Annotated in this window: 25 protein-coding genes; 13 read left to right on the forward strand and 12 right to left on the reverse strand. The window is 63.3% G+C overall.

The genetic code is table 11. The features are described from left to right. Nucleotides 1-224 precede the first annotated feature (224 nt). The 9 genes from EOB49_RS23980 to EOB49_RS24020 form a co-directional block, all read right to left on the reverse strand. On the reverse strand, nt 225-581 hold the full coding sequence (locus EOB49_RS23980; protein WP_127382425.1) for a cupin domain-containing protein: 357 nt from the start codon (nt 579-581) through the stop codon (nt 225-227). A 9-nt stretch (nt 582-590) separates the two neighbouring features. Next, nucleotides 591-1973: an FAD-binding oxidoreductase gene (locus EOB49_RS23985; protein ID WP_127326488.1), complete on the reverse strand. Its 1383-nt coding sequence runs from the start codon at nt 1971-1973 to the stop codon at nt 591-593. Nucleotides 1974-2000: 27 nt separating this feature from the next. Then, entirely contained in the window at nt 2001-3110 is a 1110-nt protein-coding gene (locus EOB49_RS23990) for an ABC transporter ATP-binding protein (protein ID WP_127267128.1), read from the reverse strand. Between the two features lies 1 nt (nt 3111). Beyond that, nucleotides 3112-3900 (reverse strand): ABC transporter permease, encoded by a 789-nt coding sequence (locus EOB49_RS23995; protein ID WP_127382426.1) that lies wholly within the window; start codon nt 3898-3900, stop codon nt 3112-3114. Next, nucleotides 3897-4805 (reverse strand): ABC transporter permease, encoded by a 909-nt coding sequence (locus EOB49_RS24000; protein ID WP_127382427.1) that lies wholly within the window; start codon nt 4803-4805, stop codon nt 3897-3899. Before EOB49_RS24000 ends, EOB49_RS23995 begins: the two co-directional genes overlap by 4 nt. Nucleotides 4806-4829: 24 nt before the next feature. Further along, nucleotides 4830-5909, reverse strand: coding sequence for an extracellular solute-binding protein (locus EOB49_RS24005; RefSeq protein ID WP_127319889.1), 1080 nt, complete (start codon nt 5907-5909; stop codon nt 4830-4832). 3 nt (nt 5910-5912) lie between these two features. Then, complete coding sequence (locus EOB49_RS24010) at nt 5913-6605, reverse strand: XRE family transcriptional regulator (RefSeq protein ID WP_127319887.1); 693 nt, start codon at nt 6603-6605, stop codon at nt 5913-5915. 135 nt (nt 6606-6740) lie between these two features. Then, on the reverse strand, nt 6741-7835 hold the full coding sequence (locus EOB49_RS24015) for an ROK family transcriptional regulator (RefSeq protein ID WP_127326628.1): 1095 nt from the start codon (nt 7833-7835) through the stop codon (nt 6741-6743). Between the two features lie 57 nt (nt 7836-7892). Further along, nucleotides 7893-8543 (reverse strand): SGNH/GDSL hydrolase family protein, encoded by a 651-nt coding sequence (locus EOB49_RS24020; protein ID WP_023809404.1) that lies wholly within the window; start codon nt 8541-8543, stop codon nt 7893-7895. 343 nt (nt 8544-8886) lie between these two features. Between EOB49_RS24020 and EOB49_RS24025 the strand changes: the two genes are divergently transcribed. From EOB49_RS24025 to EOB49_RS24045, 5 genes are all read left to right on the forward strand, one after another. Continuing rightward, nucleotides 8887-9966 (forward strand): substrate-binding domain-containing protein, encoded by a 1080-nt coding sequence (locus EOB49_RS24025; RefSeq protein ID WP_023809403.1) that lies wholly within the window; start codon nt 8887-8889, stop codon nt 9964-9966. Nucleotides 9967-10047: 81 nt separating this feature from the next. Further along, complete coding sequence (locus tag EOB49_RS24030) at nt 10048-11559, forward strand: sugar ABC transporter ATP-binding protein (protein ID WP_127382435.1); 1512 nt, start codon at nt 10048-10050, stop codon at nt 11557-11559. An 8-nt stretch (nt 11560-11567) separates the two neighbouring features. Further along, complete coding sequence (locus tag EOB49_RS24035) at nt 11568-12530, forward strand: ABC transporter permease (protein WP_127382428.1); 963 nt, start codon at nt 11568-11570, stop codon at nt 12528-12530. A 3-nt stretch (nt 12531-12533) separates the two neighbouring features. Beyond that, nucleotides 12534-13487: an ABC transporter permease gene (locus EOB49_RS24040; protein ID WP_127272456.1), complete on the forward strand. Its 954-nt coding sequence runs from the start codon at nt 12534-12536 to the stop codon at nt 13485-13487. A gap of 64 nt (nt 13488-13551) precedes the next feature. After that, nucleotides 13552-14235, forward strand: coding sequence for an SGNH/GDSL hydrolase family protein (locus EOB49_RS24045; RefSeq protein ID WP_127271777.1), 684 nt, complete (start codon nt 13552-13554; stop codon nt 14233-14235). Nucleotides 14236-14373: 138 nt separating this feature from the next. On the opposite strand, the gene EOB49_RS24050 is transcribed toward EOB49_RS24045, so the two are convergent. Both EOB49_RS24050 and EOB49_RS24055 read right to left on the reverse strand, forming a co-directional pair. Then, the gene (locus EOB49_RS24050; RefSeq protein WP_127321364.1) at nt 14374-14634 is read right to left on the reverse strand and encodes a hypothetical protein; all 261 of its coding nucleotides are present in this window, start codon (nt 14632-14634) and stop codon (nt 14374-14376) included. A gap of 212 nt (nt 14635-14846) precedes the next feature. Beyond that, complete coding sequence (locus EOB49_RS24055) at nt 14847-15950, reverse strand: histidinol-phosphate transaminase (RefSeq protein WP_127382429.1); 1104 nt, start codon at nt 15948-15950, stop codon at nt 14847-14849. 132 nt (nt 15951-16082) lie between these two features. On the opposite strand from EOB49_RS24055, the gene EOB49_RS24060 reads away from it, so the two are divergent. The 8 genes from EOB49_RS24060 (at nt 16083) to EOB49_RS24100 (ending at nt 24457) form a co-directional block, all read left to right on the forward strand. Continuing rightward, a complete protein-coding gene (locus EOB49_RS24060) occupies nt 16083-16856 on the forward strand; it encodes a 3-oxoacyl-ACP reductase family protein (protein ID WP_127382430.1) in 774 nt (257 codons plus the stop codon). A 205-nt stretch (nt 16857-17061) separates the two neighbouring features. Further along, a complete protein-coding gene (gene hisD / locus EOB49_RS24070) occupies nt 17062-18384 on the forward strand; it encodes a histidinol dehydrogenase (protein WP_127382431.1) in 1323 nt (440 codons plus the stop codon). 15 nt (nt 18385-18399) lie between these two features. Then, entirely contained in the window at nt 18400-19425 is a 1026-nt protein-coding gene (locus tag EOB49_RS24075; RefSeq protein ID WP_127382432.1) for a zinc-binding dehydrogenase, read from the forward strand. Nucleotides 19426-19457: 32 nt separating this feature from the next. Then, nucleotides 19458-20189 (forward strand): histidine utilization repressor, encoded by a 732-nt coding sequence (gene hutC / locus EOB49_RS24080; RefSeq protein WP_127382433.1) that lies wholly within the window; start codon nt 19458-19460, stop codon nt 20187-20189. Nucleotides 20190-20289: 100 nt separating this feature from the next. Then, on the forward strand, nt 20290-21588 hold the full coding sequence (locus tag EOB49_RS24085) for a hypothetical protein (protein ID WP_127382434.1): 1299 nt from the start codon (nt 20290-20292) through the stop codon (nt 21586-21588). Nucleotides 21589-21788: 200 nt separating this feature from the next. Beyond that, nucleotides 21789-22796 carry an ABC transporter substrate-binding protein gene (locus EOB49_RS24090; RefSeq protein WP_127382436.1) on the forward strand — a complete coding sequence of 336 codons (1008 nt, stop codon included), beginning with the start codon at nt 21789-21791 and terminating at the stop codon, nt 22794-22796. A 100-nt stretch (nt 22797-22896) separates the two neighbouring features. Then, the gene (locus EOB49_RS24095; RefSeq protein ID WP_127384037.1) at nt 22897-23664 is read left to right on the forward strand and encodes an ABC transporter permease; all 768 of its coding nucleotides are present in this window, start codon (nt 22897-22899) and stop codon (nt 23662-23664) included. 10 nt (nt 23665-23674) lie between these two features. Next, a complete protein-coding gene (locus tag EOB49_RS24100) occupies nt 23675-24457 on the forward strand; it encodes an ABC transporter ATP-binding protein (protein WP_127269920.1) in 783 nt (260 codons plus the stop codon). 26 nt (nt 24458-24483) lie between these two features. On the opposite strand, the gene EOB49_RS24105 is transcribed toward EOB49_RS24100, so the two are convergent. Further along, the coding region (locus EOB49_RS24105; protein ID WP_164781786.1) for an ABC transporter ATP-binding protein at nt 24484-25677 on the reverse strand (1194 nt) is incomplete at its 5' end.

The following is a 25677-nucleotide window of genomic DNA, read 5'->3' on the forward strand; positions in this document are numbered from 1 at the left end:
GGAGCAAGGAGCGTAGCGACGCGGCGCAGACCCCTGGAGCTGCTCCGCAGCCCAAAGGGTACATGCCGCGACCTCAAAGCGCTGCAGCGGTGCAGAATTCTGTTCCGCTGCATTCCTCGATGGCTGTCACGGAATGGATCCCAGGGTCTCCGCGACGGAGCTTCGCTCCTGCTTCGCCCTAGGATGACGAACTTGGGGAGGCTTCGGCCAAAGCGGACGTCGGCTCACGCCTCGAAGTGCAGGATATAGAGCTTCCGCGTCTTCTCGTGGATCGTCCATTCGCCTTTCCACCCTTTCGGCAGCACCAGCATTTCGCCCGGGCCGACGTCCTTGCTGCGGCCATCGGGACCATGCAGCGATACCCGGCCTGACACGATGTGGCAGGTTTCGGAATTGCTCTCGCGCGATGCGGTGAAGCGGCCCGGCGTGCACTCCCAAACGCCGACTTCCAGCGTGCCGTCGGGCGAGGTCCACAGCGTCTTCGAGGCTTCGAACTGATCGCCGCTGATCGAGGTCGGCTTGGGCGAGGGCTCGCCGAGATCGATCGAGGCGAGATGGGAGAAGGTCTGGAAATCGGTCATGGCAGTCTCTTAATGTCCTGTGATGCGGTCGGCAATTGCGGCGAGTTTCGACGTGTGCTGGAGGCCGGCCTCCTCGCGTTCGTCGGCGACGCGGTAGAGCTGGTACATCGAGTGGACACCGAGCCAGCGCATCGGCTCGGGCTCCCATTTGCTGACCTGGCGGTTGACCCAGGGCAGTCGGGTCAGTTCGGTGTCGCGCCGCAGGATGAGGTCGCGCAGCGTGCGGCCCGACAGGTTGGAACTGGATACGCCGAGCCCGACATAGCCGCCGGCCCAGCCGATGCCGGTCTCAGGGTCGAGACCGGCCGTCGTGCACCAGTCGCGGGGCACGCCCAGCACGCCGCACCAGGCGTGGTCGATGCGAAGCTTGGCTGTCTGTGGCAGAAGGCGGATGAGGATCGCGTGCAGGCTTTCGATCGTCGCCTGCTGCGTCTGGCCGCGCACGTCGGTCTGCGAGCCGTAGCGGTAGGGCACGCCGCGTCCGCCCATGGTGATGCGGCCTTCCCTGGTGCGCTGTGCATAGCAATAGGCGTGCGCGGCGTCGCCGAGAAGCTCATGGCCCTCCCAGCCAATCTCGTCCCATAGCGATTGCGGCAGCGGCTCGGTGATGATCTGCGCGCTGTTGAGCGGCAGCCAGAGCCGCTCATTGCCTGGTATGCCGGCCGTGAACCCTTCCGTGGCACGGATGATGATTGGCGCGCGCACGGTGCCGCGGCTCGTCGTGACCTTGCCCTTCTCGATGCCGGTCACGGTGGTCTGCTCGTAGATCGGCACGCCAATGCGTTCGACGGCTTCGGACAGGCCGCGCACCAGCTTGGCCGGCTGCACGCGCGCGGTGCCGTGGTGGATATAGCCGCCAAGCACATTTCTGATGTTGATGCGGGCTCTGGCCTCTTCCTGACCGATCAGGCTGACACGCTCGCTCGGCACGCTCCAGCCGATCGCATCGGCATAGGCGGCCTTGATCCGTTCGAGCTGCGGCGGGTTGGTGGCGACCGTCAGATTGTCGACCCGGCGGATGTCGGCATCGATGCCTTCGGTCTCGGTCACCGCGATCACTTCGTCGACCGTGCCATGCATGGCGGTTTCCATGTCGATGACGGCGCCGCGCGTCGAGGTCTGCAGATATTTTTCGCGCGACCAGCTGAAGCCGCCGGACAGCCAGCCGCCATTTCGGCCCGACGCGCCGAAGCCGGCGAACTCCCTCTCGACGATGGCGATGCGGATCGAAGGATCGGCCTTCTTCAGATAATAAGCCGTCCACAAGCCGGTGTAGCCGGCGCCGACGATGCAGACATCGGCTTCGAGATCACCTGGAAGCGGCGCGCGGTAGGCCGGCAGACCGATGTCGGCATACCAGAACGAGACGTTGCCGTTGACTTTGGCGTCCATGTCTAAAAATCCTGCGGGGAAAAGCGGTCAGGTCATCGTCATGTCGGCGCGGTCGTCGTCGGCAAGAAGTTTTGCATCGACGACGGACCAGCGCAGATCGACCGTGTCACCAATCGAGAACGGTGTGGCTTCCAGCGACGAGCGCACGATGGCGACCGAGCCGTCGCGAAGCGTCACCTGGTATTTCGAACCCGACCCCAGATAGATCGCTTCGCTGACCTCACCAGTGAGGCTGTTCTGCCCGGCGGCGGGAGGCGTGTTGGTGCCGGCAAGCGACAGCTTCTCCGGCCGCAGCAGGACCACCGGTTTGCGGCCGCCGGCGAGCTTGCCGTAGGCCACGATCTTCTGGCCGGCGATCGTCAGGCTGGTCTGGTCTCCGGACGCCTGGGCCTCGCCGCGCAAACTGGTCGATTCGCCGATGAACTTCGCCACGAACAAGGTCGTCGGCTCGTCGTAGAGCTGGCGGCCGGTTCCGACCTGTTCGATGCGGCCCTGATTGAACACAGCGATGCGGTCGGAGAGCACCAGCGCTTCTTCCTGGTCGTGCGTCACATAGACGAAGGTGGTGCCGAGTTCGCGGTGGATCCGCTTGATCTCCAGCTGCAGCCATTCGCGCAGTTTCTTGTCGAGCGCGCCGAGCGGTTCGTCCATCAACAGCAGCGGCGGATCGAAGACGATGGCACGCGCCAGCGCCACGCGCTGCTGCTGGCCGCCGGAAAGTTCGGAGGGATAGCGATGCGCGAAATCGGCCATCTTGACCATGTCCAGTGCTCGTACGACGAGACGGTCGCGCGCCTGCTTGTCCATGCCGCGCAAGGTGAGGGGATAGGCGACGTTCTTGCCGACCGTCATGTGCGGAAACAGCGCGTAGTGCTGGAAGACGACGCCGATGTTGCGCTTGTGCGCCGGCAGGGCGACGATGCTCTTGCCGCCGACGGCAAGATCGCCTGCGGTGAGGTCGGTGAAGCCCGCAACGACGTTGAGCGTGGTCGTCTTGCCGGAGCCGCTGGGCCCCAGCAGCGTCATGAACTCGCCCGGCTCGATATGCAGGCTGACATCATCGAGCGCGGTGAAATTGCCGTAACGCTTGGTTGCGCCCTTGATGTCGATGGCCGCGCCACGTTCCCTCGCAGTCATCTCAACTCCTCGTCGATTTCGAGCTGATGATCAGCCCGGCGCTGATGATCAGCGTCGTGGCAATGAAGATGATGGTTCCGACGGCCGTCACCGTCGGGTCGGCGTCGCGGGTGATGCTGGTGAAGATCTGCACCGGCAAGGTCTTGAGGTAGGGACTGGTGATGAACAGCGCGACGATGATTTCATCGAAGGAGGTGACGAAGGCAAACAAAAGCCCGGACAGGATACCGGGCGCGATCAGCGGCAAGGTCACGGTGCGGAATGTGGTGAAGCGGTTGGCGCCGAGGCTGGCCGCCGCCGTTTCCAGCCGCACGTCGAAGACTTCGAGGCTTGCCGATACGGCGATGATGACGAAGGGGATCGCCAGCATCGTGTGCGCGATGACGAAGCCGGTGGTGGTGCCGACAAGCTGGTAGTCGAGGAAAACGGCATAGATGCCGATCGCCAGCACCACGCCGGGCACGATCATCGGCGTGATCAGGATAGCGCGCAGCAGGCCGGCGCCGGAATGTTTCATGCGGCTGAGGCCAAGCGACGCCAGCGTGCCGATCAGCGTGGCGGCAACGGCGACGAGGCCCGCGACCCTCAGCGAATTGAAGAAGCTCGACAGCCAATCGGGATTGGTGAAGAAATTCGCGTACCACTGCCAGGAGAAACCGGAGGGTGGGAAGGCAAGCGACTTCTTCTCGTTGAACGACATCGGGATGATGACCAGCGTCGGCATCACCAGCCAGACGGCGACCAGCAGGCAGAACAGGCCGAGCAGAATGCGGAACGGTGCCAGCCTCATGATCTGGACGCCTGCTTGTGGCGCTGGCGCATCAGCGGGGCGGCGAGCGCCAGAAGCACGAAGGTCGCGACCAGCAGGACGACCCCCATGGCGCCGCCGCGTCCCCAGTTGAGCAGGCTGAGCACCTGGCTCTGCACCAGCGTCGACAGCATGGTGCTGCGCGGGCCGCCGAGCAGGGCAGGGGTGATGTAGAAGCCGAGCGACAGGATGAAGACGATGATGGCGCCGGCGAAGACGCCTGGCAGCGACAGCGGCAGATAGATCTGCAGGAAGGCACGTGCGGGCCGCGCGCCGAGGCTGCGCGCCGCCTGCACGAGGCGCAAATCGATGCCGCGCATGACAGAATAGAGCGGCAGGATCATGAACGGCAGCAACACCTGCGCCATGCCGATGACGACTCCGGTCTGCGTGCGGATCAGCTTTACGCCGTCAAAGCCGAGCAGCCTGATGACCGAATTGACGATGCCGGAATCCTGCAAAAGGATGACCCAGGCCAGGGTACGCACCACGCCGCTGACCCAGAACGGCACCAGCACGCACAGGATGAGGACCAGCCGCAGGCGCGGCCCGACCGCCGTCATGAGATAGGCATAGGGATAGGCGGCGATGACGCAGACGATGGTGACCCAGGCGGCGATGGAAAAGGTGCGCCACAGGACGGTGACGTTCACCGGCGTGGAGAAGAACCAGACGTAGTTCTGCAGGCCCCAGGCCGGGTCCGAAAAGCTGCGCAGCGTGACGGTCAGCAAGGGATAGCCCATCGCCGCGATAAGCAGGAGCAGGGCCGGCATCGCCAGCAGCGACGGATAGGCGGCAAGGCGCAGGCGCCGCTGCGGTCCCTGCACGGCGCCTGACGGCCGGGGATGATCACCCCCGGCCGTCGGCGTATGCGATGTCTGGCTCACGCCGTCACCTCAGTGATAGCCGGCTCAGTTGCCGGCCATCAGCGCCGTCCACTTGTCGGACGCAGCGGCGAAGTTGGCGACCCAGAACTTGATGTTCTGCTGATAGCCGAGCTTGGCGTGGTCCGGCGTGTTGGTCAGGAAGGCGGCGACGGACGCGTCGACCTTTGGCTGTGCCTCGTTGTTGATCGGCGAGTAGGAGGTCTGCTCGGTCAGGATCTCCTGCGACTTCTTGCCGAGATAGGCGTTGATCAGCGCGTAGGAGGCATCGGGGTCCTTGGCGCCGACCGGGATGGTCAGCTGATCCATGACGACCAGCCAGTCCTTCCACACCGGCGTATAGGCAGCGCCATTCTTGACCGCCGTCATGGCGCGGCCGGTCCACATGATGATCATGTCGGCCTCGCCGGATTCGGCAAGCTGCTGGGATTCTGCGCCGGTTTTCCAGAAGATGGTGTCGGGGCCGATCGCCTTGATCTTGGCGATGCCCTTGTCGATATCGGCAGGCGTCATGGCGTCGACCTTGCCGCCGTCGGCCAGGATGGCCTGTTCGATCAGGCCGCCGAGCGGGCTGCCGCTGCCGTCGATGGCGCGGGTGCCGGGGAATTTCGCGGTGTCGAAGAAATCCTTCCAGTCCTTTGGCGGATTGTCCTTGTACGTGTCGTTCTTGTACATCAGGACCATGCCGTAATTCATCGCCGGCACGCTGCACTCGCCGACCTGTCCGGGCGGGATGTGCGAGATGTCGAGCTTGGTCAGATCGAGTTTCTGGAACAGTTTTCCGCAATGCACGAAGGGCGGAAAATCATCCGTGTCGACGACATCCCAGGTCACATTGCCTGATTCGACCTGCGCCTGAAGCTTGGCGATTTCGGTCGGTCCGTCGTTCAAAAGCTTGACGCCGCTCTTGTCGACGAATTCCTTAAGCGCGGCAACCTGGCCGTCCTGGTAGATGCCGCCATAGGAGACGAAGGTCAGCGTCTTGCCCTTCAGCGACCCGTCCACCACGGTCCCGGCCGGCGGCGCGTTCTGCGCGTGAGCGGCGGCCGCAAGCAAGGCCAGTGCGGCGGCGCCGAAAAACCCGGCCAATCTTGATCTGCTTCCCATTTTCTAACCCTCCGATGGCTCGCTGTTTGATTTTGGCAGACCGGGCGCGAGCGTTTTCCGGGCTACATATTGGTCGAGGTCGACGGCGCCGCTTGTCGGCGGCGCAATGATCCACAGCACTTCGGCCACCGCATCGCCGACATTGATCGTCCGGTGCGGCGTCGAGGTCGAATATTCGATGCTGTCTCCCTCTTCGAGGGTGAAGCTCTCGTCGCCGAGCGTCAGTTGCACGCGTCCGCGCAGCACGAGGAACATCTCGTTCGCGTTGCCATGCGTGTAGGGCACGTCGCCGGTGGAGCCGCCGACGGCGAACTCGCCGCAATAGACTTCCATCTCGCGGATCGGCCGGCGCGACAGCAGCGTCTTGCGGTAGCCTTCGCTGGTCGGCAGCGCCGGCCGTTCGGCCCGTGTCAGCACCGCGTGCGGCGACACCTCGCGTTCGTCGAAAAGATCGGCGAGGCTGATGCCGAGCGCGTTGGCGATCAGCATCAGCGTGCTGGTGTTGGCACCCGAAAGGCCGCGCTCGAGCTGGCTCAGGAAGCTGGCGGTGGTGCCGATCATGTCGCCGAGCTGGCGCAGCGTCAGGCGCCGCGTGGTGCGATAGGCCTTGATGCGATCGCCCAATACCGTCGAGCGGCGCGCTTCGGCGCTGGTTGCGGCATTGTCGTTGAGTGCGTGATCCGCAGCGATTTTCATGGCGATCTCAGGGTTCACTTAACATGCTATTAAGTGAGGCGTCCTGGCAAGCGGAATCGCCTTGTCATTTGAAAATCATCGATGGACCTGCAGAGAGCCCGTAATCGGCCGACCGGCAACGCCGGTTCGGCTCGATCACTGGATCATGAAGCGCGAACTGAATGGCAGGCTTGCCGCGCCGACGGCCTTGGGGCTGATGCTGACCCGCGCGGGCAGCGCTTCGATGCCGGGGAATTCCCGGCCGATGTCGGCGCACAAGGCCTTGGCGATCTTCTGCGGCGCGTAGCTGGACAGGACGACCGTCCTGAATTCGACAAACTGGGTCAGTGCGGAAATAGAGGCTTTCAGGCGGTTGGAGCATTCCCCTAGCCATTCGCTGTAGGCCTCGCCAAGGTCAGGCCACTCGGGGCTGCTGCTCCAGATGATTTCGGACGGGCGCCGGCGCTTGGTCAGTTCGCTCTCCAGGCGCACAAGGCCATGATCGAAGCTGGCGCTGGAGTTTCCCTTGTAGATCTGGTGGTTGAGGATGAGCCTGCTCTGCAGCCGTGCTCCCAGATAGAAGAACAAATAGTCGTTGAGCGGCTTGGCGACGCCGAACATGCTCTCGCCGCCGGCCGCCGCGGTGATGTCGTTCTGCACGAAAACCGGCAGCTTGATCTGTTCCTCGATCTCCCCCTGCAAGGCTTTCAGCGAGGTGCTCGATCCGTTGCGGGTTGCAGCCATCGTGTCGACATCGTCGGGAACGGCCAGGCCGATGCCGGCAACCCGGCTGCGCGCCTCGACCGGCAGGCTGGTCATGGCTTGCCTGATCGCGCCGAACAGATCGCTGCTTTGCGGAAAGGGATTGGCTTCATCCGCCGGCAATTGCGTGTGGAAGCGCACGGTGCCGATGAAATCGATGAGTGCGATGTCGATCCTGCGGCGGCTGAAGCCGACGCCAACCGCATAGGCGCCCTCCGGATTGAGTGAAAGCGGGATGGTGGGCGGCCCGACGCGGCCGCGCTGCGCTTCGCCCTGCGAGACCAGGCCTTCCTGCTCGAGCGAACGGACGATGACCGAGGCCGTCTGCGCCGACAGGCCGGTCTTTTCGCCGATTTCCATCCGCGAAATGCCCTCGTTCTGAAGCAGCAGCGACAGCACCAGCCGCTCATTGTAGCTGCGGACGCTCAACGCATTCAGCCCGCTCGCACGATCGGCGATGCGCAAGGGATTAGGTGGTGCGAACCTCATGTCAGGCAAGGGTCGCCCCGTCGGTTGGAGCTCGTTGCCCGGTGGCTGTAGTGTTGCTCATGTCGAGCGGCTCCAGCCGATGGCATCGACCGCGCGGGCAAGTGCGGTGCCCAGCAATCTGTGCGCCTCGGCATCGATGTGAAAGCCGTCCGCTTCGCTGCACGAGACCACCGAGCCGGCATCGAAAAAGTGGAGTTCGAGCGAGTCCGCCAGAACCTCGAACTCGAGCGCGAGCAGGCGCGATTTCTCCGGCGCACCGGCGAAGATGGACTTCCATTCCTTGACGTCGTCCTGCATCGGCGGCGGCGCCACGATCATGATCTCGGGCGTCGAGCCGCCTGGCCCAGGCGCCAGCTCCTTGATGTCGTAGACGAGGCAGCCGATCCCCATCGCCACTTCCGACGGCGGCTTGTTGAAGCGGATCTTCAAATCGTTAGTGCCGAGCATGATGATGACGAGGTCGAGCGTCGCATGGCTCTGCAGGCAGGGGCGAAGATAGGTTCTGCCGTTTTTGTGGGCGCCCTCGATCGGGTCGTCGTGGACGGTGGTGCGGCCGCTCAATCCTTCCTCGATGACATACCAGTCGGGGCCTAGCTGAGAACGCAATATCCCCGGCCAGCGTTCACCCGGCCCATAGCGCTCGAGCGGCCCCCTGCCGGGGATCTGGCCGTGCGTGTTGGAGTCGCCGTAGCACAAGACTGATCGCATGTTTTTCCCGCCGGGACTGACAGCGCGCCGAAGCCGGCGAGCGCCAATCATGATGGATAGAGGAGCGATGAAAGGCAAGCAAGGGAATAGTCATTCAACATGACTAACTATTGACAGGGCGAATCCGCTGTGCTTCTAAAGTGCCCGGAGGAGTTCTCGACCGTCATCATCGTCCAGCAGGAATTGGGCTTCGGCACGCATGTGTTCGGGGGCGGGAGAATTGCGTGCATCGGTCGGTTTGCGACAACGAGCATGCATTGGGAGAGCGTCTCATGGCCGTACGCATTCGTACGGCCAGCCATACGAATTCGTAGGCCGGGGCAACCACAAGGAGGAGAGTTTAATGTTAGGATTGCTGAAAACCGTCGGCCTGGGGATGCTCGTTGCGTCCACGCTTGCCGTGACGTCGCTGGCGCATGCGGAAGACATCAAGCTGATGGACGGCGTGGCGCCGCGCCCCGACGACACGCGCATGACCGCGGCCGGTGCGTTCAAGAAGGACCCGCCCTGGGTCATCGGCATGAGCGACTTCGGCGTCAACGCCAACACCTGGACAGTACAGGTGGCGCATGAGGCGGAGAACGCCGCGGCCAAGGACAAGCGCATCTCGAAATTCATCCTGCTCGATGCCGGCTTCGACCAGAAAAAGCAGGTGGCCGACATCGAGGACCTGATCGCGCAGCATGTCGACGCGATCATCGTTCAGCCGGTGACCAGCACATCGGCCAATGCCAGCATCGCCAAGGCGGTCGCCGCCGGCATCCCGGTCATCCTTCACACCGGCCGCATCGATTCCGACGCCTACACCACCGAAATCCAGGGCGGCGCCGAGCATTTCGGCAAGGTGATGGGCGACTGGCTGGTCAAGACCGTCGGCGACAACGGCAAGATCTGGGTCCTGCGTGGCCTGGCCGGCCATCCGGAAGACACCAACCGCTACAACGGCTTACTGGAATCACTTAAAGGCACGCATGTGCAGATCATCGCCGAGGAGCATGGTGACTGGCAGTACGACAAGGCCAAGAAGCTGTGCGAGACGCTTTATCTGAACAACCCACAGGTTGACGGCATCTGGTCGTCCGGCGCTGACATGACGCGCGCCTGCGTCGATGTCTTCAAGCAGTTCGGCACGCCCGTTCCGCCGATTTCGGGCGAGGGCAACAATGGCTATTTCGGCCAGTGGATCACGGACGGGTTCAAGTCGATCTCGCCGGAATACAGCCCCGCCCAAGGTGCGGCCGGCGTGCGCGCCGCCGTTGCCCTTCTGGAAGGCAAGCAGCTCTACAAGCGCTATGTCTATAATCCCGACGGATGGGACCAGGACAAGGCCAAAAAATACTATCGCGACGACCTCACCGCCAATGTCTGGTGGCCGAGCGAACTGCCAGAAGACAAGCTCAAGGAATATTACGGCAAGAAGTGACGGCGCCGTGGCTGGCGGGGAGTGGACAAGCATTCCCCGCAGGCCATTCCATCTGTCGAATCCGGTTCGTTCGAGGGTTTCGTGACCAATCTTATCGAGATGTCCCACATTTCGAAGGCGTTCGGAGGGAGCAGGGCGCTCCATTCCGTTTCCCTCGATCTCAAGGCGGGCAGCGTCCACGCCCTGATGGGCGAGAACGGCGCCGGCAAATCGACGTTGATGAAGATCCTGGCGGGCGTGCATCAGCCCGATTCCGGTGAGATCTTCATGAACGGGGAGAAGCTCGATCTGAAATCGCCGCGAGCCGCACTCGATGCCGGCATTTCGACCGTTTTCCAGGAGCACTCGCTGCTGCCCAATCTGTCGATCGCCGAAAACATGTTTCTGGGCCGGGAGCCGACGACCCGGTTCGGCTCGATCGATTATCGGGTGATGAGCAGCCAGACCGCCAAGGCGCTTGGCGAACTCGGCCTCACGCTCGACCCGTCGCAACTCGTTTCAAACCTGACCATAGCCGAGCGGCAATTCGTCGAGATCGCGCATTGCATCCAGGCCGACGCCGGCGTGCTCATCCTCGATGAACCGACGGCGGCGCTCAACGCGGCCGATGTCGATGTGCTCAACCGCAACATCCGCCGGCTGCGCGATAAGGGGAAGGCTGTCGTCTACATCTCGCATCGCATGGAGGAGATCTTCGAGCTGTGCGACACGGTGACGGTGCTGAAGGACGGCGCACTGGTCGGCACCAGAATGGTGTCCGAGATCACCACCGACGACCTCATCACCATGATGGTCGGACGCGAACTCCAGGACCTTTTTCCCGATCGTACTGATAACAAAGGCGACGAGATCCTGCGCGTCGAGAACTTGCGGATCACCGAGACATCGCGGCCGCTGTCACTGACTTTGCACAAGGGCGAGATCGTCGCCCTGGCCGGACTGGAGGGGCAGGGCCAGCAGCGCTTCCTGAGATCGCTGATCGGCCGCTATCATCCCTCCGCCGGGACGATTTCCGTCAACGGCAAAGCGCTGAAAATGCCGCTCCCGGCATCATCAGGCGTTCGCCATTTGCAGCAGCTGAGGGTCGGCTTCGTTCCAGAGGACCGCAAGGAAGAGGGGCTCTTCCTTGCTTTGCCGATCGCCCACAACATCGCCATCGGATTGCATTCGAGGCGATCCGAACTCGCGCCGGCGCGGCCGTATCGAAACGTGATCGCCCGCATGATGGAGGTCATGAACATAAAGGCGGCAGGGCCGTCCGCGCCGGTCGGCTCCCTGTCCGGCGGCAACCAGCAAAAGGTTCTGCTCGGCCGCTACCTGGCCGCCGATCTCGATCTTCTGCTGGTCGAGGAGCCGACCCGCGGCGTCGACATCGGCGCCAAGTCCGAGATCTACCACCTGCTGCGCGACTTTACCGCCAAGGGCGGCGCCGTGCTGGTGCTGTCGCGCGAGACGATCGAATTGATCGGGCTCTGCGACCGCATCTACGTCGTCCATGACGACACCATCGTTGCCGAAATGCCGGCAGCGCAGGCGACAGAACACAAGATCCTCGACGCGGCCCTGACGGGCGGCTCCGCGCGCCAGCATTAGGGGCCTCCATGCATCGTTCGCTTTTCAACATCCTGAGTGGCCGGAACACGCGGCAAGGCCTGTGGGGCCTGCCACTGCTGGTCGCCTTGCTCATTTCGCTGTGGCTGACCGTCGAGACGACGCAGTTCGCCACGGCCGAGAACCTCTTCAACCTGGTGGCCCAGGCGATGCCGCTGATCATCGCGGCGATAGGACAGCTCGTCGTCGTGCTCATCGGCGGGCTCGACCTGTCGGTCGGCTCGGTCATCAGCTTCACCACCGCGGTGCTGGCGCTCGACCAGCCGGCGATCGTGCTGATCCCGGCGGTCTTCGTGCTGGCGGCACTCATCGGGCTGATCAACGGCATGGCGATCACCCGCTTCAACGTCCATCCGATCATCGCGACGCTGTCGACGCAGTACATCGTGCTCGGCATCACGCGCATCCTGCGGCCCGTCTCCGGCGGCACCGTGCCGGAGATCGTCATCGATGCCGTCTCGGGCAGTTTCCTCGGCATTCCCTATCCGGTTTTCTGGGGCATCATCGTGATCCTGGCAGCGTGGAAACTGCTCTACGGATCCCGGTACGGGCTGCATCTGTTTGCGATCGGCGGCGGCATCGCGTCCGGCGCCGAAAGCGCTGCCCGCAATTTCGGCGTCTCCGACCGCCGCAACATTATCCTCGCCTATGTGGTCTGCTCCTGTTTCGCGGCCGCTGCCGGTGTCTTCCTGGCCGGGCGCATCGTGTCGGGCGATCCGAATGTCGGTCTGCTTTTCGAACTCGATACCGTCACCGCCGTGGCGCTCGGAGGCACCCAGCTCTCCGGCGGCATCGGCAGCCTGCACGGCACAGTGATCGGCGCGCTGGTCATGGCGCTGCTGGCTAACGGCATGAACCTCGCCAACGTCTCGCCCTTTGTTCAGACAGCGATCAAGGGCGGCATCCTGCTGGCGGTGGTCGGGTTGCAATCCCGCAAGAAAATGGGGCTCTGAGCGATGGCCGCCGTTCTCGCAAATCCGATCGCCCGGCGTCTGCTGCGCATCCCGCCGTCCTATTTTGTCTTCATCGTGCTGCTGGCGACGCTGTGGATCGCGCGGCCGAACATGCTCAACCTCAACATCATGGGCATCTTCGTCAGGCAGATCGTGCCGCTCGGCATCCTGGTGCTGGGGCAGCTCGTCGTCATGCGGGTGAAGTCGATCGACCTCTCTGGCGGCGGCATCATCCTGCTCATCAACTATTTCATCTCGTCGGGCACTTTCCCCGGCGCGTCGATGCCTTTCTTCGTCGTGCTGGCGCTCGCCACCGGCCTCGTCATCGGCCTGTTCAACGGCTTCATGATCGGCAACCGGCGGGTGTCGGCGGTCATCGTCACGCTGGCGGTCAGCATCATCCTGGTCGGGCTGGTGCAGTTCCTGTCGAGCGGCAATCCGCCCGGCGATGTGCCGAAGCTGTTCAACGACCTATACAACACGAAATTCCTGTCGGTTCCGACGCCGGTGCTGTTCTGGGTCCTGCTGACCGCTTCGGTGTGGCTGCTTCTGTCGCGGACCATCTTTGGCCGCTACGTCGCTTCGGTCGGGGAGAATGCCGAAGCCGCGCATTTTTCCGGCGTGCCGGTCCAGCGCACGGTCATCCTGGCGCATACGCTCGCCGGCCTGATCGCGGCGATCGCCGCCCTGGTGCAGACCGGTTCCATCGCCGTCGGCAGCGTCCGTATCGGCCTCGACCTGCCGATCCTGGCGGTCGCGGCAACGATCCTCGGCGGCGTCGTCTTCGGTCGTGGCGACGGCGGCGTCTGGGGGCCTTTCTTCGGGGCGCTGTGTTTTGCGCTGCTGTTCGTGGTGATGACGGTGCTCGGCATCGACGAGCCCGGCAAGCTCATCGCGCAGGGCGTCATCATCCTCGGCGCGGCGATCTTCTACGGAGTGCGCGTGCGAAACCCCTGATTTGAAACGGCGAAGAGCAAGTGCGCCGGCGTTCAGACAATTGCAAACAGATGGAGAAACATGGATGTCACCGCCAAAAAACATCATGTGCTACGGCGACTCGCTGACCTGGGGCTGGGTTCCGGTCAAGGAAGGGTCGCCGACCTACCGCTACCCTTATGATCAGCGCTGGACCGGTGTGATGGCGGCGGCGCTGGGGGCGGGCTACCACATCATCGAAGAAGGCCTGAGCGCGCGCACGACCTGTCTCGACGACCCCAACGATCCGCGCCTGAACGGGGCGAACTATCTGCCCTCGGCCATCGCCAGCCATCTGCCGCTCGACCTGGTCATCGTCATGCTCGGCACCAACGACACCAAGTCTTATTTCCGCCGGACGCCTTATGAGATCGCCAATGGAATGGCGAAACTGGTCGGGCAGATCCTGACCAGTGCCGGCGGCATCGGCACCCCTTATCCGGCTCCCAAGGCGCTGGTCATTGCGCCGCCGCCGCTGACCCCGATGCCCGATCCGTGGTTCGAGGGCATGTTTGGTGGCGGGCACGAAAAATCCAGGGATCTGGCCAGGCAGTACAAGGCGATGGCGGATTTCATGAAGATCGATTTCCTCAATGCCGGCGATTACCTCACCACGGATGGTGTTGACGGCATCCATTTTACTGCCGGAAACAACGCCGATCTGGGACGCGCCGTCGCCGACAAGGTCAAGTCGATCCTTGAGCCGGGCAAGGTCAGCACTGCCGCCTGAAGCCGCCACGCCCGTCGGCTCGCGGCACACAGGCCTACGGCGCGGGTGAATCGCTCGTTCCTCCGGCGATGCACATCGATACGGGGCCGTTTGGCCCCGTATCGATGTGGCGCTCGACGCCTGCAGACCTGCGTTGATCTAGGGCCTTGTGCCCCGAGGAACATGATCGGCAGACGATTTGGTTTGGCGGTCGAAAACGACCGCCAGGCCGTTCTTCACGGCAAGCGAGGCGACCATGTCGTCGAGTTCGCGATCGGGAATGGCGGGTTTGAGGACCTGCCGGATGGCCCGATAGGCCTGCTCGGTCGACACATAGTCGTAGCGCTTTTTGCGCGCTTCCACATATTGCTCGATGAGAATGCCCAATCGGCGGGCGGCGATGTCATCTGGTTGCTGCAAGGGAGCCTCCTCAGCGTCGATCGTTTGCAGACCCCCGAGATGTAAAAACCCACGCCGCGAAAGTTAAGGCCTGCTGTCGGCTTGAAGCCCAAAAAATCTATTGCCTTCGTTCAACGAACTGCGCCGCAGAGTGACATCGTGTCCGAACTGGCACATCGCAGCCGCAAGGCGCGGGTCAACTTGCCCGTCCGAATCCCGACCAAAGCGTGTATTCACAACAGCTCCGACAGAACGGCCATGAAATGGTCGTTCTCCGCTGTCGAGCCGATGCTGACGCGCACATAGGTGTCAAAACCCTGCTGCTTCCACGGCTTGACGATGACACCTTGACGCAGCAGGCCTTCGACGAAGGCGGAAGCATCTTGCCGGCAGTTGAAGAACAGGAAGTTGCCCCTGGAGGCACCGACGTCGAGGCCCTTGCTCGCCAGGAAAGTCTCGACGCGTTTTCTCTCTGCACTGGCCAGCGCGACGACCCTGGCAAGGTGTTCGTCGTCGGCCAGTGCCGCGAGTGCGGCGGCCTGGGCCATCGCGTTGGCGTTGAAAGGCGTGCGGACGCGATCGAGCAGCGCGCGCAGCTCCGGGTCACCGACGATGCCGAAGCCGATCCGCAATCCGGCCAGGCCGAACGCCTTGGAAAAGGTCCGTAGCACGATCCAGGGCTGCTCCAGCTTTTCGAGATAGGGCAGGGACGATGCATAATCGTCGCCCTTGGCATATTCGGCATAGGCTTCGTCGATGACGATCAGCGTCTCGTCGCCGACCGCATCCAGAACCCTCGACAGATCGCCGCCGGAGAGCCAGCTGCCGACCGGGTTCATCGGGTTCGAAAACAGCAGCATGCGCGGCCGTTGGCGCACCGCCTCGACCAGCGCATCGACATTGATGGTGAGATCGTCGTTGACGACAACGCGTTTGACGGTCGCCCCCATCAGCGTTGCGTAGTCCTCATGCAGCGGGAACGACGGATAGAGCGTGACGACCGCGTCGCCCGGCCGCAACACGGCACGGCTGATGACGGAGAGAAGGTCTTCGGAACCGTTGCCGAGGATGATCTGGCCCTCGGCGACGGCATATTTGTCGCCGATCGCCTGGCGCAGCTTGCGCCCGGCGGGGTCCGGATAGAGGCGGAACATCTCGGGGCCGGCATGCATCGTCGTGGCTAGCGTCGGGCTGGGGCCGAGCGGGTTTTCGTTGGAGCCCAGTTTGGCGATCCTGGCCGGTGCGTATCGCTCCTTGACCTCGTCAATGGTGAGCCCGGAATTGTAGGGCGACAAACGGTTGACTTCGGTGCGGACCATATCCGAGGCTTTCGACACGGGTGGGCTCCTTTGCAGCGGATTTCGTCATCAGTACCGCAGCTGAAATGCTTTGTATATGCTTGTATATGTAACCTGCGATCTGATAGCATTGATACCGGCGCCGAGGCCAACACCGATCAGGAGGATCACATGCGCAACGCTTCTCTCTTCGATCTGTCCGGCAGGAAGGCGCTTGTCACCGGTGCAAGCCGGGGCATCGGGCGCAGCATCGCCGAGGCGCTGAGTGCTGCCGGCGCCGACGTCGCGGTCACGGCGCGCAGCCTGGCCTCGCTGGAGGCCACCACGGCAGCCATCCGCGCCGCCGGCGGAGTGGCGCACGCCATCGCTCTCGACGTCACCGATGTCGGCCGCTGCCGGGCAGCCACCAACGAGGCTGCCGGCCTGCTTGGCGGTCTCGACATTCTCGTAAACAATGCCGGGATGGAGGAGGTGCGGCCCTCGCTCGATGTCGACGAGGCGCTGTGGGACAGGATCGTCGACACGAATCTCAAGGGAGCGTTCTTCTGCGCCCAGGCCGCCGCGCGGCAGATGCGCGATGCCGGCCGTCCTGGTGCCATCATCAATCTGTGCTCGCTGACATCCGAAGTCGGAATTCCCACCGCGGTGCCGTATGGCTCGTCGAAGTCGGGCCTGCTCGGCATGACGCGGGCGCTTGCGGCGGAGTGGGCGGAGCTTGGCATAAGGGTCAATGCGATCGCGCCGGGCTATTTCAGGACGGCGATGACCGACGTTTTCTACAGCAACGAGGCATGGCAGCACTCCATGCTGGCCAAGATCCCGCAGCGTCGTTTCGGCGACCTCCACGACCTGCATGGCATCGCCGTGTTCCTCGCTTCGGATGCGGCTGCCTACATAACCGGCCAGTCCATTCCGGTCGATGGCGGCTTTCTCGCCTCGATCTGACGAGGCAGGTTTGTCTCCGTGGTTTCGACGGGAAGGATGATGAAAAATTGCTGGCGACTATCATACATACATGTATATACTTTTGCCCGGTGAAGCCTCTCGACGGCTTTGATCCTTGCCCCGGTCGGCCTGTCGACCCGCAGAACTATGGCCATCCACGGGCCAACCGTCATTGCGTTCCAAGAGTTCCAGGAGACGAGCAATCATGTCCGACATCAGCTTCCACGATTTGTCATCCATCGATGCCGACCAGCGCGCCAGTCTGCTGAAGCGTGCCGAGGCCGATCTGACGGTCTTCGTCGAGAAGGTCCGGCCGATCATCCAGGCCGTAAAGGATGAAGGCGACGCCGCCTTGATCCGCTTTGCCAGGGAACTCGACAAGGCCAATGTCGCCGAGGGCGAACTGCAGGTGTCGGAAGCCGAGTTCGACGCGGCGTTCGACAAGGTGGAAAAGGATGTCGTCCAGAGCATCCGGTTCGGCATCGACAATATCAGGCATTTCCACGAAGAGCAGAAGCCGGAGACGATGTGGCTCAAGGAAGTCCGGCCGGGCGCCTATGCCGGTGACAGGTACACGCCGATCGCATCCGTTGCGCTCTACGTGCCGCGCGGCAAGGGCGCCTTCCCGTCGGTGACGATGATGACGTCGGTGCCGGCGGTGATTGCCGGCGTGCCGCAGATCGCCATCGTGACGCCGCCGACACCGGATGGGTCGGTGGACGCGGCAACGCTGGTCGCCGCGCGTCTCGCCGGCGTGGGCACGGTCTACAAATGCGGCGGCGCCCAGGCAGTTGCCGCCGTCGCTTACGGCACCGAGACGGTGAAGCCCGCGCTCAAGATCGTCGGCCCCGGCAGCCCGTGGGTGGTGGCGGCCAAGAGCGTGCTGTCGTCGGTCATCAACACAGGCCTTCCGGCCGGCCCGTCGGAAGCGATCATCTTTGCCGATGACAGCGTCGACGGCGGCCTTGCCGCGCTCGACCTGTTGATCGAAGCCGAGCACGGGCCGGATTCCTCGGCCTATCTGGTGACGCACAGCCGCAAGGTTGCAGAAGCAGCGCTTGCTGCACTTCCCGAGCATTGGTCGCGGATGACCGAACAGCGTGTGGAGTTTTCGCGCGCGGTGCTGACCGGCAAGCGCGGCGGCATCGTGCTGACCGCGTCGCTGGAAGACAGCTACCGCTTCATCAACGACTATGCGCCCGAACATCTCGAGATCCTGTCGAAGGAGCCGTTCGCGCATCTCGGGCGCATCACCGAGGCGGCCGAAATTCTGATGGGCCCGCACACGCCGGTGACGCTGGCCAACTTCGTTCTCGGTCCCAATGCTGTGCTGCCGACCAGCCGTTGGGCGCGGACCTACGGGCCGCTTTCGGTAACGGATTTCGTCAAGCGCTCGTCGGTCGGCTATGTCACCTCGGTGGCCTATCCGGAACTCGCTCTGCACGCCCGCAGGCTCGCCCGCTACGAGGGCTTCAGCTCGCATGAGAACGCGGTCTCGGAAATCCGCGACCGCTATCTCGCCGGTTGAGCGGAAGCGATCGTGATGAAGGCCGCACGACTGTATGGACCTGGTGACTTGCGCATCGAGGACATCGCCCCGCCAGGCGTGCCGGATGCGGGCTGGGTGAAGCTCAGGGTCGACGCCGCCGGCATTTGCGGTTCGGACCTGCACAATTTCCGCACGGGACAGTGGATAAGCCGGTCGCCTTCGACGGCCGGCCATGAGTTGACCGGCACGGTGACTGCCATCGGCGCGGGCGTGGACGCCTTCGCCGTCGGCGACAGGGTGGTCGCCGATTCCCGTTTCTGGTGCGGAAACTGCGCGCAATGTCATGGCGGCAGGCGGCATCTCTGTGTGTCGCTGGGCTTTGTGGGAGAAATCTGCGACGGCGGGTTTGCCGAACAGGCGGTGCTGCCCGCGCGGCTTTTGCTTATCATCGATGCCGGGCTCGACGAGCGGGTCGCGGCGATGGCCGAGCCGCTGGCGGTGGCGCTGCACGCGGTGCGGCGCCTGCCGAAAACTGCCGGCTCCGTGCTGGTCGTTGGCTGCGGGCCGATCGGCGGTCTTGCCGCGCTGCTGCTGTCTCGAACTTTTGCGGGCACCGTGCTCGTAACCGACCGCAACCAGGCCCGCTGCGCCCGCGTGTCGCAGGTGACGGGTGCCAGGATCGTCGATCTGAACCGAGATGCCATTGCCGCCGCAACCGCCAATGCCCCGCTGCTCGCGGCCATTGAGGCGACCGGCAGCGTCGCGGCGCTCAACCAGTTGCTTGGCGTTGTCGATCCAGGCGGCACGATCGCCATGGTCGGCATCTTCCATGGCCGCCTCGACATTGATCCCAATACGCTGGTCGAACGCGAAATCGGCTTGCTGGGATGCCACGCCTTTGCCGATGAGCTGCCCGAGGCGGTGCGGATGCTAGGTGAACTCAGCGAACCGCTGTTGGCGCTGATCGACCAGGAGATCGGCCTGGATGACATTCCGGCTGCCTATGAGCGGCTGTTGGCGGGACACAGCGACGGCTTGAAAACAATCATCCGCATGCGGCAACCTGTCGAGCAGTCGTGATTTCCGATGAATCCCCGGAAAGGACTTTTGAAATGATCACTTTGCCCGACACGGCCAGCCCTCTTTACGAGAAGGTGAAGGACTACATCCTGGCGAACATCGGAACGGGCCGGTGGGGCAAGGATCGCAAGCTGCCGTCCGAGAACGAGTTGGTGGCGTCGCTCGGCGTGTCGCGGATGACGGTTCACCGGGCGCTCAGAGAGTTGACCTCGGCCGGGTTCCTGATCCGCCTGCAAGGTGTGGGAACCTTCATCGCGCCGCCGCGGCCGCAATCGACGCTGATCGAGATCAACAACATCGCAGCCGAGATCGTCGAGCGCGGCAACAGGCATCGTTCCGAAGTCCTCGTCCTCGAAACCATCATGCCGACAAAGGAGCTGGCGCTGTCGTTCGAGTTTCCAAAGCGCGTCTCGATCTATCATTCCGTCGTCGTCAATTTCGAGAATGATCTGCCGGTGCAGCTGGAAGAGCGCTTCGTCAATCCGAGCCTCATTCCCGATTACGACAAGCAGGATTTTTCGAAGACGGCGACCTACGACTATCTCATGCAGAAAACCCCGGTGACCGAAGTCGAGCATATCATCTCGGCGATCCCGGCCGACGCCGAGACGGCGCGGCATCTGGGCATCGATGTCGGCGCCTGCTGCCTTTTCCTGCACCGCCGGACATGGACAGGCGCGGTGATGGCCACCATCAGCAAGCTGACTTATGCCGGCAGCCGCTACTCGCTCGGCAGCCGCTATTCCCCTTCAAAAAGCAGCTAACGGAAGCAGGACGAATGCAAGTCGGAGCGGTTTCGTTGCCAATACATGTTCTGACGAGAACGCTTTCGCTCTCGAATGGACGGGCCAAGAAGGACAACAGATGACGCAGACACCGAGTCGCACCGCGCAGATCCGGGCACTCGCGCAGCATGATGTTGCCGAAGCACAAAGCGCGCTGGCGGCATTGCTGGGCGACCTGTTCGCGATGAGTCCCCGCAATGTGCGCATCAACTTCGACAAATACAGCCTCAATTCGCTGAACGGCTTCTTCGAAGACGACGGCAAGGCCTACTTCTTCAAGTTCCATCAGGAGGAGCGGGAGGAGGCGATGACGGGCGAGTATTACCGCGCCGAGATTCTGTCGCGCGCCGGCCTGCCGGTCGACCAGCCCGTACACATGTCGGCGCAGCCCGGCGAGCAGATCCTTGTCTACCGCCGCCGCACGGATCCGAGATTTTCGGATGTGCTGTTCGCGCTGGATGCGCAGGACGATGCCGGCAAGCGGCAAGAAGCCGTTCTTGCCGAGCGCGACCTGTCGGCCAGGCTGCTCAAGGTCTATCTCGAGACGCTGCATCCCGTCACTGCCGAGGACGTGGCGGCGGAGCCGATCCACAGGCTGTTTCATGAGCGGCTGATCGATGCAGAGACACGCTTGTCACCAGGCGGCCGGCTGGCCGATTTCTACGTCGGCAAGCCGTTCGTCTTTCCCGGCGTCGAGTTGGATTGGGATCGGTTTTCCCGGCTGAAATTCGTCATCAACGGCCAGCAGTACACCCACAGCGTCGGTGAGCTTTTCGATGCCGCCGCGGTGCGCTTGCGGCCCGACCGGCTCGCCGATGCCGGCGGCGTGGTCGCGCATGGCGACGCCCACAACGCCAATGTCTGGTACACGGCTAAGGCGGGGAGGGCGGAGCTGTCCTTCTTCGATCCCGCCTTTGCCGGCTCGCATATCCCGACGCTGCTGGCGGAGGTGAAGGCGACGTTCCACAACATCTTTGCCCATCCGTTCTGGCTCTATGATCCGGCGACCGCGACAGAGGCTTTTCGCGCCCAGGCGCGGCTGGACGGAAATCTGCTCCATGTCGACACGGACTGGGACCTGAGCCCCGTCCGCAGCGACCTGCTGGAGGTCAAGGCGACAGCGCTGTGGCGGCCATTGCTGCTGGAGCTCAAACGGCGCGGCATGCTGCCGGCCGATTGGCGCGCGGTGCTGCGGGCCGGTCTTTTCCTGTCGCCGACGCTGGTCATGAACCTGCGGGCCGGCGCGCGCAGCCATACGCGGGTCTCCTCCCTCATTGCCTTCTCAGTCGCGGTCATGGTCGGCAGCGAACCCGTTGCCGGAGCCGATCGGGTGACGGGTTTCCTCGATCGGATCGATCCGGAAAAGCGTGAAAATTGAGTCTTTCCAACTTGTATATGCATGTATGTATTTTAGCCTTGACATCCGCTCCCGCTGACGTTGAAATATCCTAGCACTTCACCATGAAGTGGCAGGTAAGACGCCGAGGCACAGTGCCGCAAGAGCAGAAACCCGCAGTCTCACCAGACCGGCTGCCTGGGTTGGAAAAAGCGGTCTGATCATCAAGGGGAACAAAGATGATGCGTAACCTAACAGGACAATTTCGCGCGCTCGTGATGGCCGCGGCCATCGGGCTCGCCGCCGCCCCGGCAGCCTACGCAGCCGATGCGGCCATTCCCACCACGCCCGAGGCAGGAGCGTTCAAGATCGGCATCGAGCCCTGGCTCGGCTATGGCCAGTGGCATGTCGCCGAGGCCAAGGGCCTGTTCAAGACAAACGGGCTGAGCGACGTCCAGATCGTCAACTTCGCCGAGGACAAGGACATCAATGCAGCACTTGCAAGCGGCCAGCTCGACGCCGCCAACATCGCCACCCACACGGCGATGGGCATGGTTGCGGCCGGCCTGCCGGTGAAGATCGTGCTGCTGCTCGACGTTTCCATGACCGCCGACGCCATCATCGCCGGCAAGGACGTCACCTCCATCGCGGACCTCAAGGGCAAGCAGGTGGCCTTCGAGGAAGGCACGACGAGCGACATCCTGCTCAAATACGCGCTCGCCAGGAACGGCATGTCGATCGACGATGTGAAGCCGGTTCCGATGCCGGCGTCCGACGCCGGCAGCGCCTTGATCGCCGGCCAGGTGCCGGTCGCGGTGACCTATGAACCGTACCTCACCGTCGCCATGGCGCAGAACAAGGACCTCAAGCTGCTGTTCACCGCCGGCGAGGATCCCGGCCTGATCAGCGACGTGCTGGTGGTGCGTGACGAGGTGATCAAGTCGCGGCCCGGCCAGGTGCTGGCCATGGTCAAGAGCTGGGACGCGGCGCTCAAGGACTACAATGCCGACACGCCCGGTGGACGCGCCATCATCGCCAAGGCCGTCGGTTCGGACGTCAAGGACCTCAACACCGCCTTTGACGGCGTACGCTACTACTCACTCGCCGAAAACAAGACGGCGCTGACAGGCGACTTCACCACCAAGACCTTCGCCGATGTCGAAGCCGCCGCCAAGAACGCCAAGCTGCTGCAGGCCGATGTGACGCCGGAGCAGATGATCGACCCGGCCTTCGTCAAGGCAGCGGAATGACCAAGGCCGGATCGCGGTGGTGACACAGATGCCCCGGGAGCGACCGGCGGCAGGACCGGTCACGAAACCGGCGAGGCGCCGCCGATCCTCCGGGATCGGCGTGCCCATCGCCAGGTCGCGCTTCCTGATCATCGCGGTGGCCGTGTTCGTCGGGCTCGGCCTTGCCTGGTGGGCGGCGACCGGACTGGGGTTGGTAAAGCCGATCTTCCTGCCGTCGCCGGGCAGCGTAGCTATGCAGATCGCCAAGCTCGCCGCCGACGGCACGTTGTGGCTGGACCTCAAAGCCTCGATGTACCGTATCTCCATCGGCTTCCTCATCGCCTCGGCCCTGTCGATACCGATCGGCGTGCTGATCGGCAGTTTCCGTTCCTGGGAAGCGGCCATCGAGCCGCTGGTGGATTTCATCCGCTACATGCCGGTCGTCGCTTTCGTGCCGCTCTCCATCCTGTGGGCGGGCACCGGCGATTCGCAGAAATTCCTGATCATCTTCATCGGCACCTTCTTCCAGCAGGTGCTGATGATCATGGACAATGTGAAACGGGTTCCAGCCGATTTCATTGGCCTTGGGCGTACACTCGGCTTGCCGGATCGCAAGATCCTGACGCGCATCGTCGTTCCCAGCGCCTTGCCGGGCATCTGGGATACGCTGCGCATCAGCCTGGGCTGGGCATGGACCTGGCTGGTGCTGGCCGAACTTGTCGCCGCGACTTCGGGGCTCGGCTATCGCATCACCGTGTCGCAGCGGTATTTCCAGACCAACACGATCATCGGCTACATCCTGCTGCTTGGCCTGCTCGGCCTCATCACCGACCAGGTGATGAAGGCGCTGGAAAAGGTGCTGTTCAAACAAGAGGGCCGCTCGCAATGAGGTCCAGCCGATGAGCCCCCCCAAATTGCGGATCGCCGGTCTCCACAAGAGCTTCGGCACCGGCGAGCGGCGCACGGAAGTGCTGCGCGACATCAACCTCGATCTTGCCGACAACGAGTTTGTCTCCCTGGTCGGCACGTCGGGTTGCGGCAAGAGCACGCTGCTGTCGATCGTGGCCGGACTGCAGGACTTCGACGCCGGCGATCTCAGCATCGATGGCGCGCCGATCCTGCAGCCGGGTCTCGACCGTGGCGTCGTCTTCCAGTCCTACACGCTGCTTCCCTGGCTGACGGCGCGGCAGAACATCGAATTTGCCCTTAAGGCCGCCGGTTACGATCGCCCGACCTGCCGCAGGATCGCGCTGGAGCATCTCGAACTCGTCAAGCTGTCCGACAGCGCCGACCGCTATCCGGCCGAACTCTCGGGCGGCATGAAACAGCGCGTCGCCATTGCGCGCGCGCTTTCCTACCGGCCCAAGATGCTGTTGATGGACGAGCCATTCGGCGCGCTCGATGCCTTGACCCGGCATCAGATGCAGGAACTGCTGACCCAGATCTGGGAGGAACACAGGTTGACCGTCCTGTTTGTCACTCATGATGTGGAGGAGGCCGTCTATCTGTCGGACCGCATCGTCGTCATGGGGATCGGCCCGGGACGCATCACGCAGACCTTCAACGTCGATATCGAGCGCCCGCGCCGCGAAGAGGTGATGGAAAGCCCTGCATTCATGGATCTGCAGCGCGGCGTGCACAAGGCCATCCGCGAGGGTTCAAAACGCCCCGAAATGGCGTAGGCGCCTGTGGTCATCAGTAGGCCCAATCACGTCGCTTTGCCGACCGCCGCATCCAACTCCAGCTCGCCTTCCGAAATGTCGTCGAAGGAGGCGTAATTCATGTTGTAGAGGCGGGCGTAGAGGCCTTTTCGGCCCATCAATTGGTCGTGGTTGCCGCTTTCGACGATCTCGCCGTTCTGCAGCACGATGATGCGGTCGGCGCCGCGGATGGTGGCAAGACGGTGGGCGATGACCAGCCCGGTGCGGCCTTCCAGCAGCGTGATCAGCGCCTTCTGGATCAGCATCTCGGTGTAGGAATCGATGCTGGCCGTGGCTTCGTCGAGCACCAGGATCTTTGCATCCGCCACCAGCGCGCGCGCAAAACTGATCAGCTGGCGCTGGCCGAGCGAGAGATTGCCGCCGCGCTGCTCGAGTTCGGTATCGTAGCCATCGGGCAGGTTCTCGATGAAATCGTGCGCGCCGACGGCCTGTGCGGCGCGCACCACCTCTTCGCGGCTGGCTGATGTCTTGTGGTAGCGGATGTTTTCCAGCACCGAGCCGGAGAACAGGAACGGCTCCTGCAGAACCATCGCCACCTGATCGCCGAGCGAATCCTGGGTCAGGTCACGCACATCATGGCCGCCGACCAGAACCTCGCCCGACCAGACATCATAAAAGCGGTGCACCAGCGCCATAGAGCTGGACTTGCCCGATCCGGTAGGGCCGACAAGGGCTACGGTCTCGCCCGGGTTGACGCGGAAGGAGATGTTCTTCAGCACCGGCTGGTTGCGCCTATAGCCGAAGGTGACGTTCCTGAACTCGACCGAGCCGTCCATGTCGCGCGACAGCGCGATAGCACCGTCCTTGTCGCTGACGTCGACCGGCACGTCGAGCACTTCGGAGATGCGCTGGCCCGAAGCCATGGCGCGCTGCATGACGCTGTACTGCATGGTCAGCGAGCGGATCGGGTCGAAGAAGCGCTGGATGTAGAACAGGAACGCCACCATGACGCCGATGTCGAGGCTGTGCGACAGCACCATCGAACCGCCGACGACGATGACGGTCGCCATGGCGATGCCGGTCAGCGTGTCGACGATCGGCACCATCACCTGCGCGTATTTCGCCGATGTTAGGTGGGCATTCAGATTGGCCAGCACCTTCTCGTCATAAAGGTCGAAATTGACGTGCTGGCGCTCCAGGCTCTGCACCGTGCGCACGCCATGAATGCCTTCGGCCAGTGC

It is taken from the genome of Mesorhizobium sp. M7A.F.Ca.MR.148.00.0.0 (assembly GCF_003997735.1).
Taxonomy (GTDB): domain Bacteria; phylum Pseudomonadota; class Alphaproteobacteria; order Rhizobiales; family Rhizobiaceae; genus Mesorhizobium.

Excerpts from the sequence above, each read along its gene's own strand:
- EOB49_RS24085 (WP_127382434.1), top strand. The coding sequence starts at position 20,290 with ATGACGCAGACACCGAGTCGCACCGCGCAGATCCGGGCACTCGCGCAG.
- EOB49_RS24025 (WP_023809403.1), top strand. The coding sequence starts at position 8,887 with ATGTTAGGATTGCTGAAAACCGTCGGCCTGGGGATGCTCGTTGCGTCC.
- hisD (WP_127382431.1), top strand. The coding sequence starts at position 17,062 with ATGTCCGACATCAGCTTCCACGATTTGTCATCCATCGATGCCGACCAG.
- EOB49_RS24045 (WP_127271777.1), top strand. The coding sequence starts at position 13,552 with ATGTCACCGCCAAAAAACATCATGTGCTACGGCGACTCGCTGACCTGG.
- EOB49_RS23990 (WP_127267128.1), bottom strand. The coding sequence starts at position 3,110 with ATGACTGCGAGGGAACGTGGCGCGGCCATCGACATCAAGGGCGCAACC.
- EOB49_RS24010 (WP_127319887.1), bottom strand. The coding sequence starts at position 6,605 with ATGAAAATCGCTGCGGATCACGCACTCAACGACAATGCCGCAACCAGC.
- EOB49_RS23980 (WP_127382425.1), bottom strand. The coding sequence starts at position 581 with ATGACCGATTTCCAGACCTTCTCCCATCTCGCCTCGATCGATCTCGGC.
- EOB49_RS24060 (WP_127382430.1), top strand. The coding sequence starts at position 16,083 with ATGCGCAACGCTTCTCTCTTCGATCTGTCCGGCAGGAAGGCGCTTGTC.
- EOB49_RS24020 (WP_023809404.1), bottom strand. The coding sequence starts at position 8,543 with ATGCGATCAGTCTTGTGCTACGGCGACTCCAACACGCACGGCCAGATC.
- EOB49_RS23995 (WP_127382426.1), bottom strand. The coding sequence starts at position 3,900 with ATGAGGCTGGCACCGTTCCGCATTCTGCTCGGCCTGTTCTGCCTGCTG.
- EOB49_RS24075 (WP_127382432.1), top strand. The coding sequence starts at position 18,400 with ATGAAGGCCGCACGACTGTATGGACCTGGTGACTTGCGCATCGAGGAC.
- EOB49_RS24015 (WP_127326628.1), bottom strand. The coding sequence starts at position 7,835 with ATGAGGTTCGCACCACCTAATCCCTTGCGCATCGCCGATCGTGCGAGC.
- EOB49_RS24035 (WP_127382428.1), top strand. The coding sequence starts at position 11,568 with ATGCATCGTTCGCTTTTCAACATCCTGAGTGGCCGGAACACGCGGCAA.
- hutC (WP_127382433.1), top strand. The coding sequence starts at position 19,458 with ATGATCACTTTGCCCGACACGGCCAGCCCTCTTTACGAGAAGGTGAAG.
- EOB49_RS23985 (WP_127326488.1), bottom strand. The coding sequence starts at position 1,973 with ATGGACGCCAAAGTCAACGGCAACGTCTCGTTCTGGTATGCCGACATC.
- EOB49_RS24100 (WP_127269920.1), top strand. The coding sequence starts at position 23,675 with ATGAGCCCCCCCAAATTGCGGATCGCCGGTCTCCACAAGAGCTTCGGC.
- EOB49_RS24005 (WP_127319889.1), bottom strand. The coding sequence starts at position 5,909 with ATGGGAAGCAGATCAAGATTGGCCGGGTTTTTCGGCGCCGCCGCACTG.
- EOB49_RS24090 (WP_127382436.1), top strand. The coding sequence starts at position 21,789 with ATGCGTAACCTAACAGGACAATTTCGCGCGCTCGTGATGGCCGCGGCC.
- EOB49_RS24040 (WP_127272456.1), top strand. The coding sequence starts at position 12,534 with ATGGCCGCCGTTCTCGCAAATCCGATCGCCCGGCGTCTGCTGCGCATC.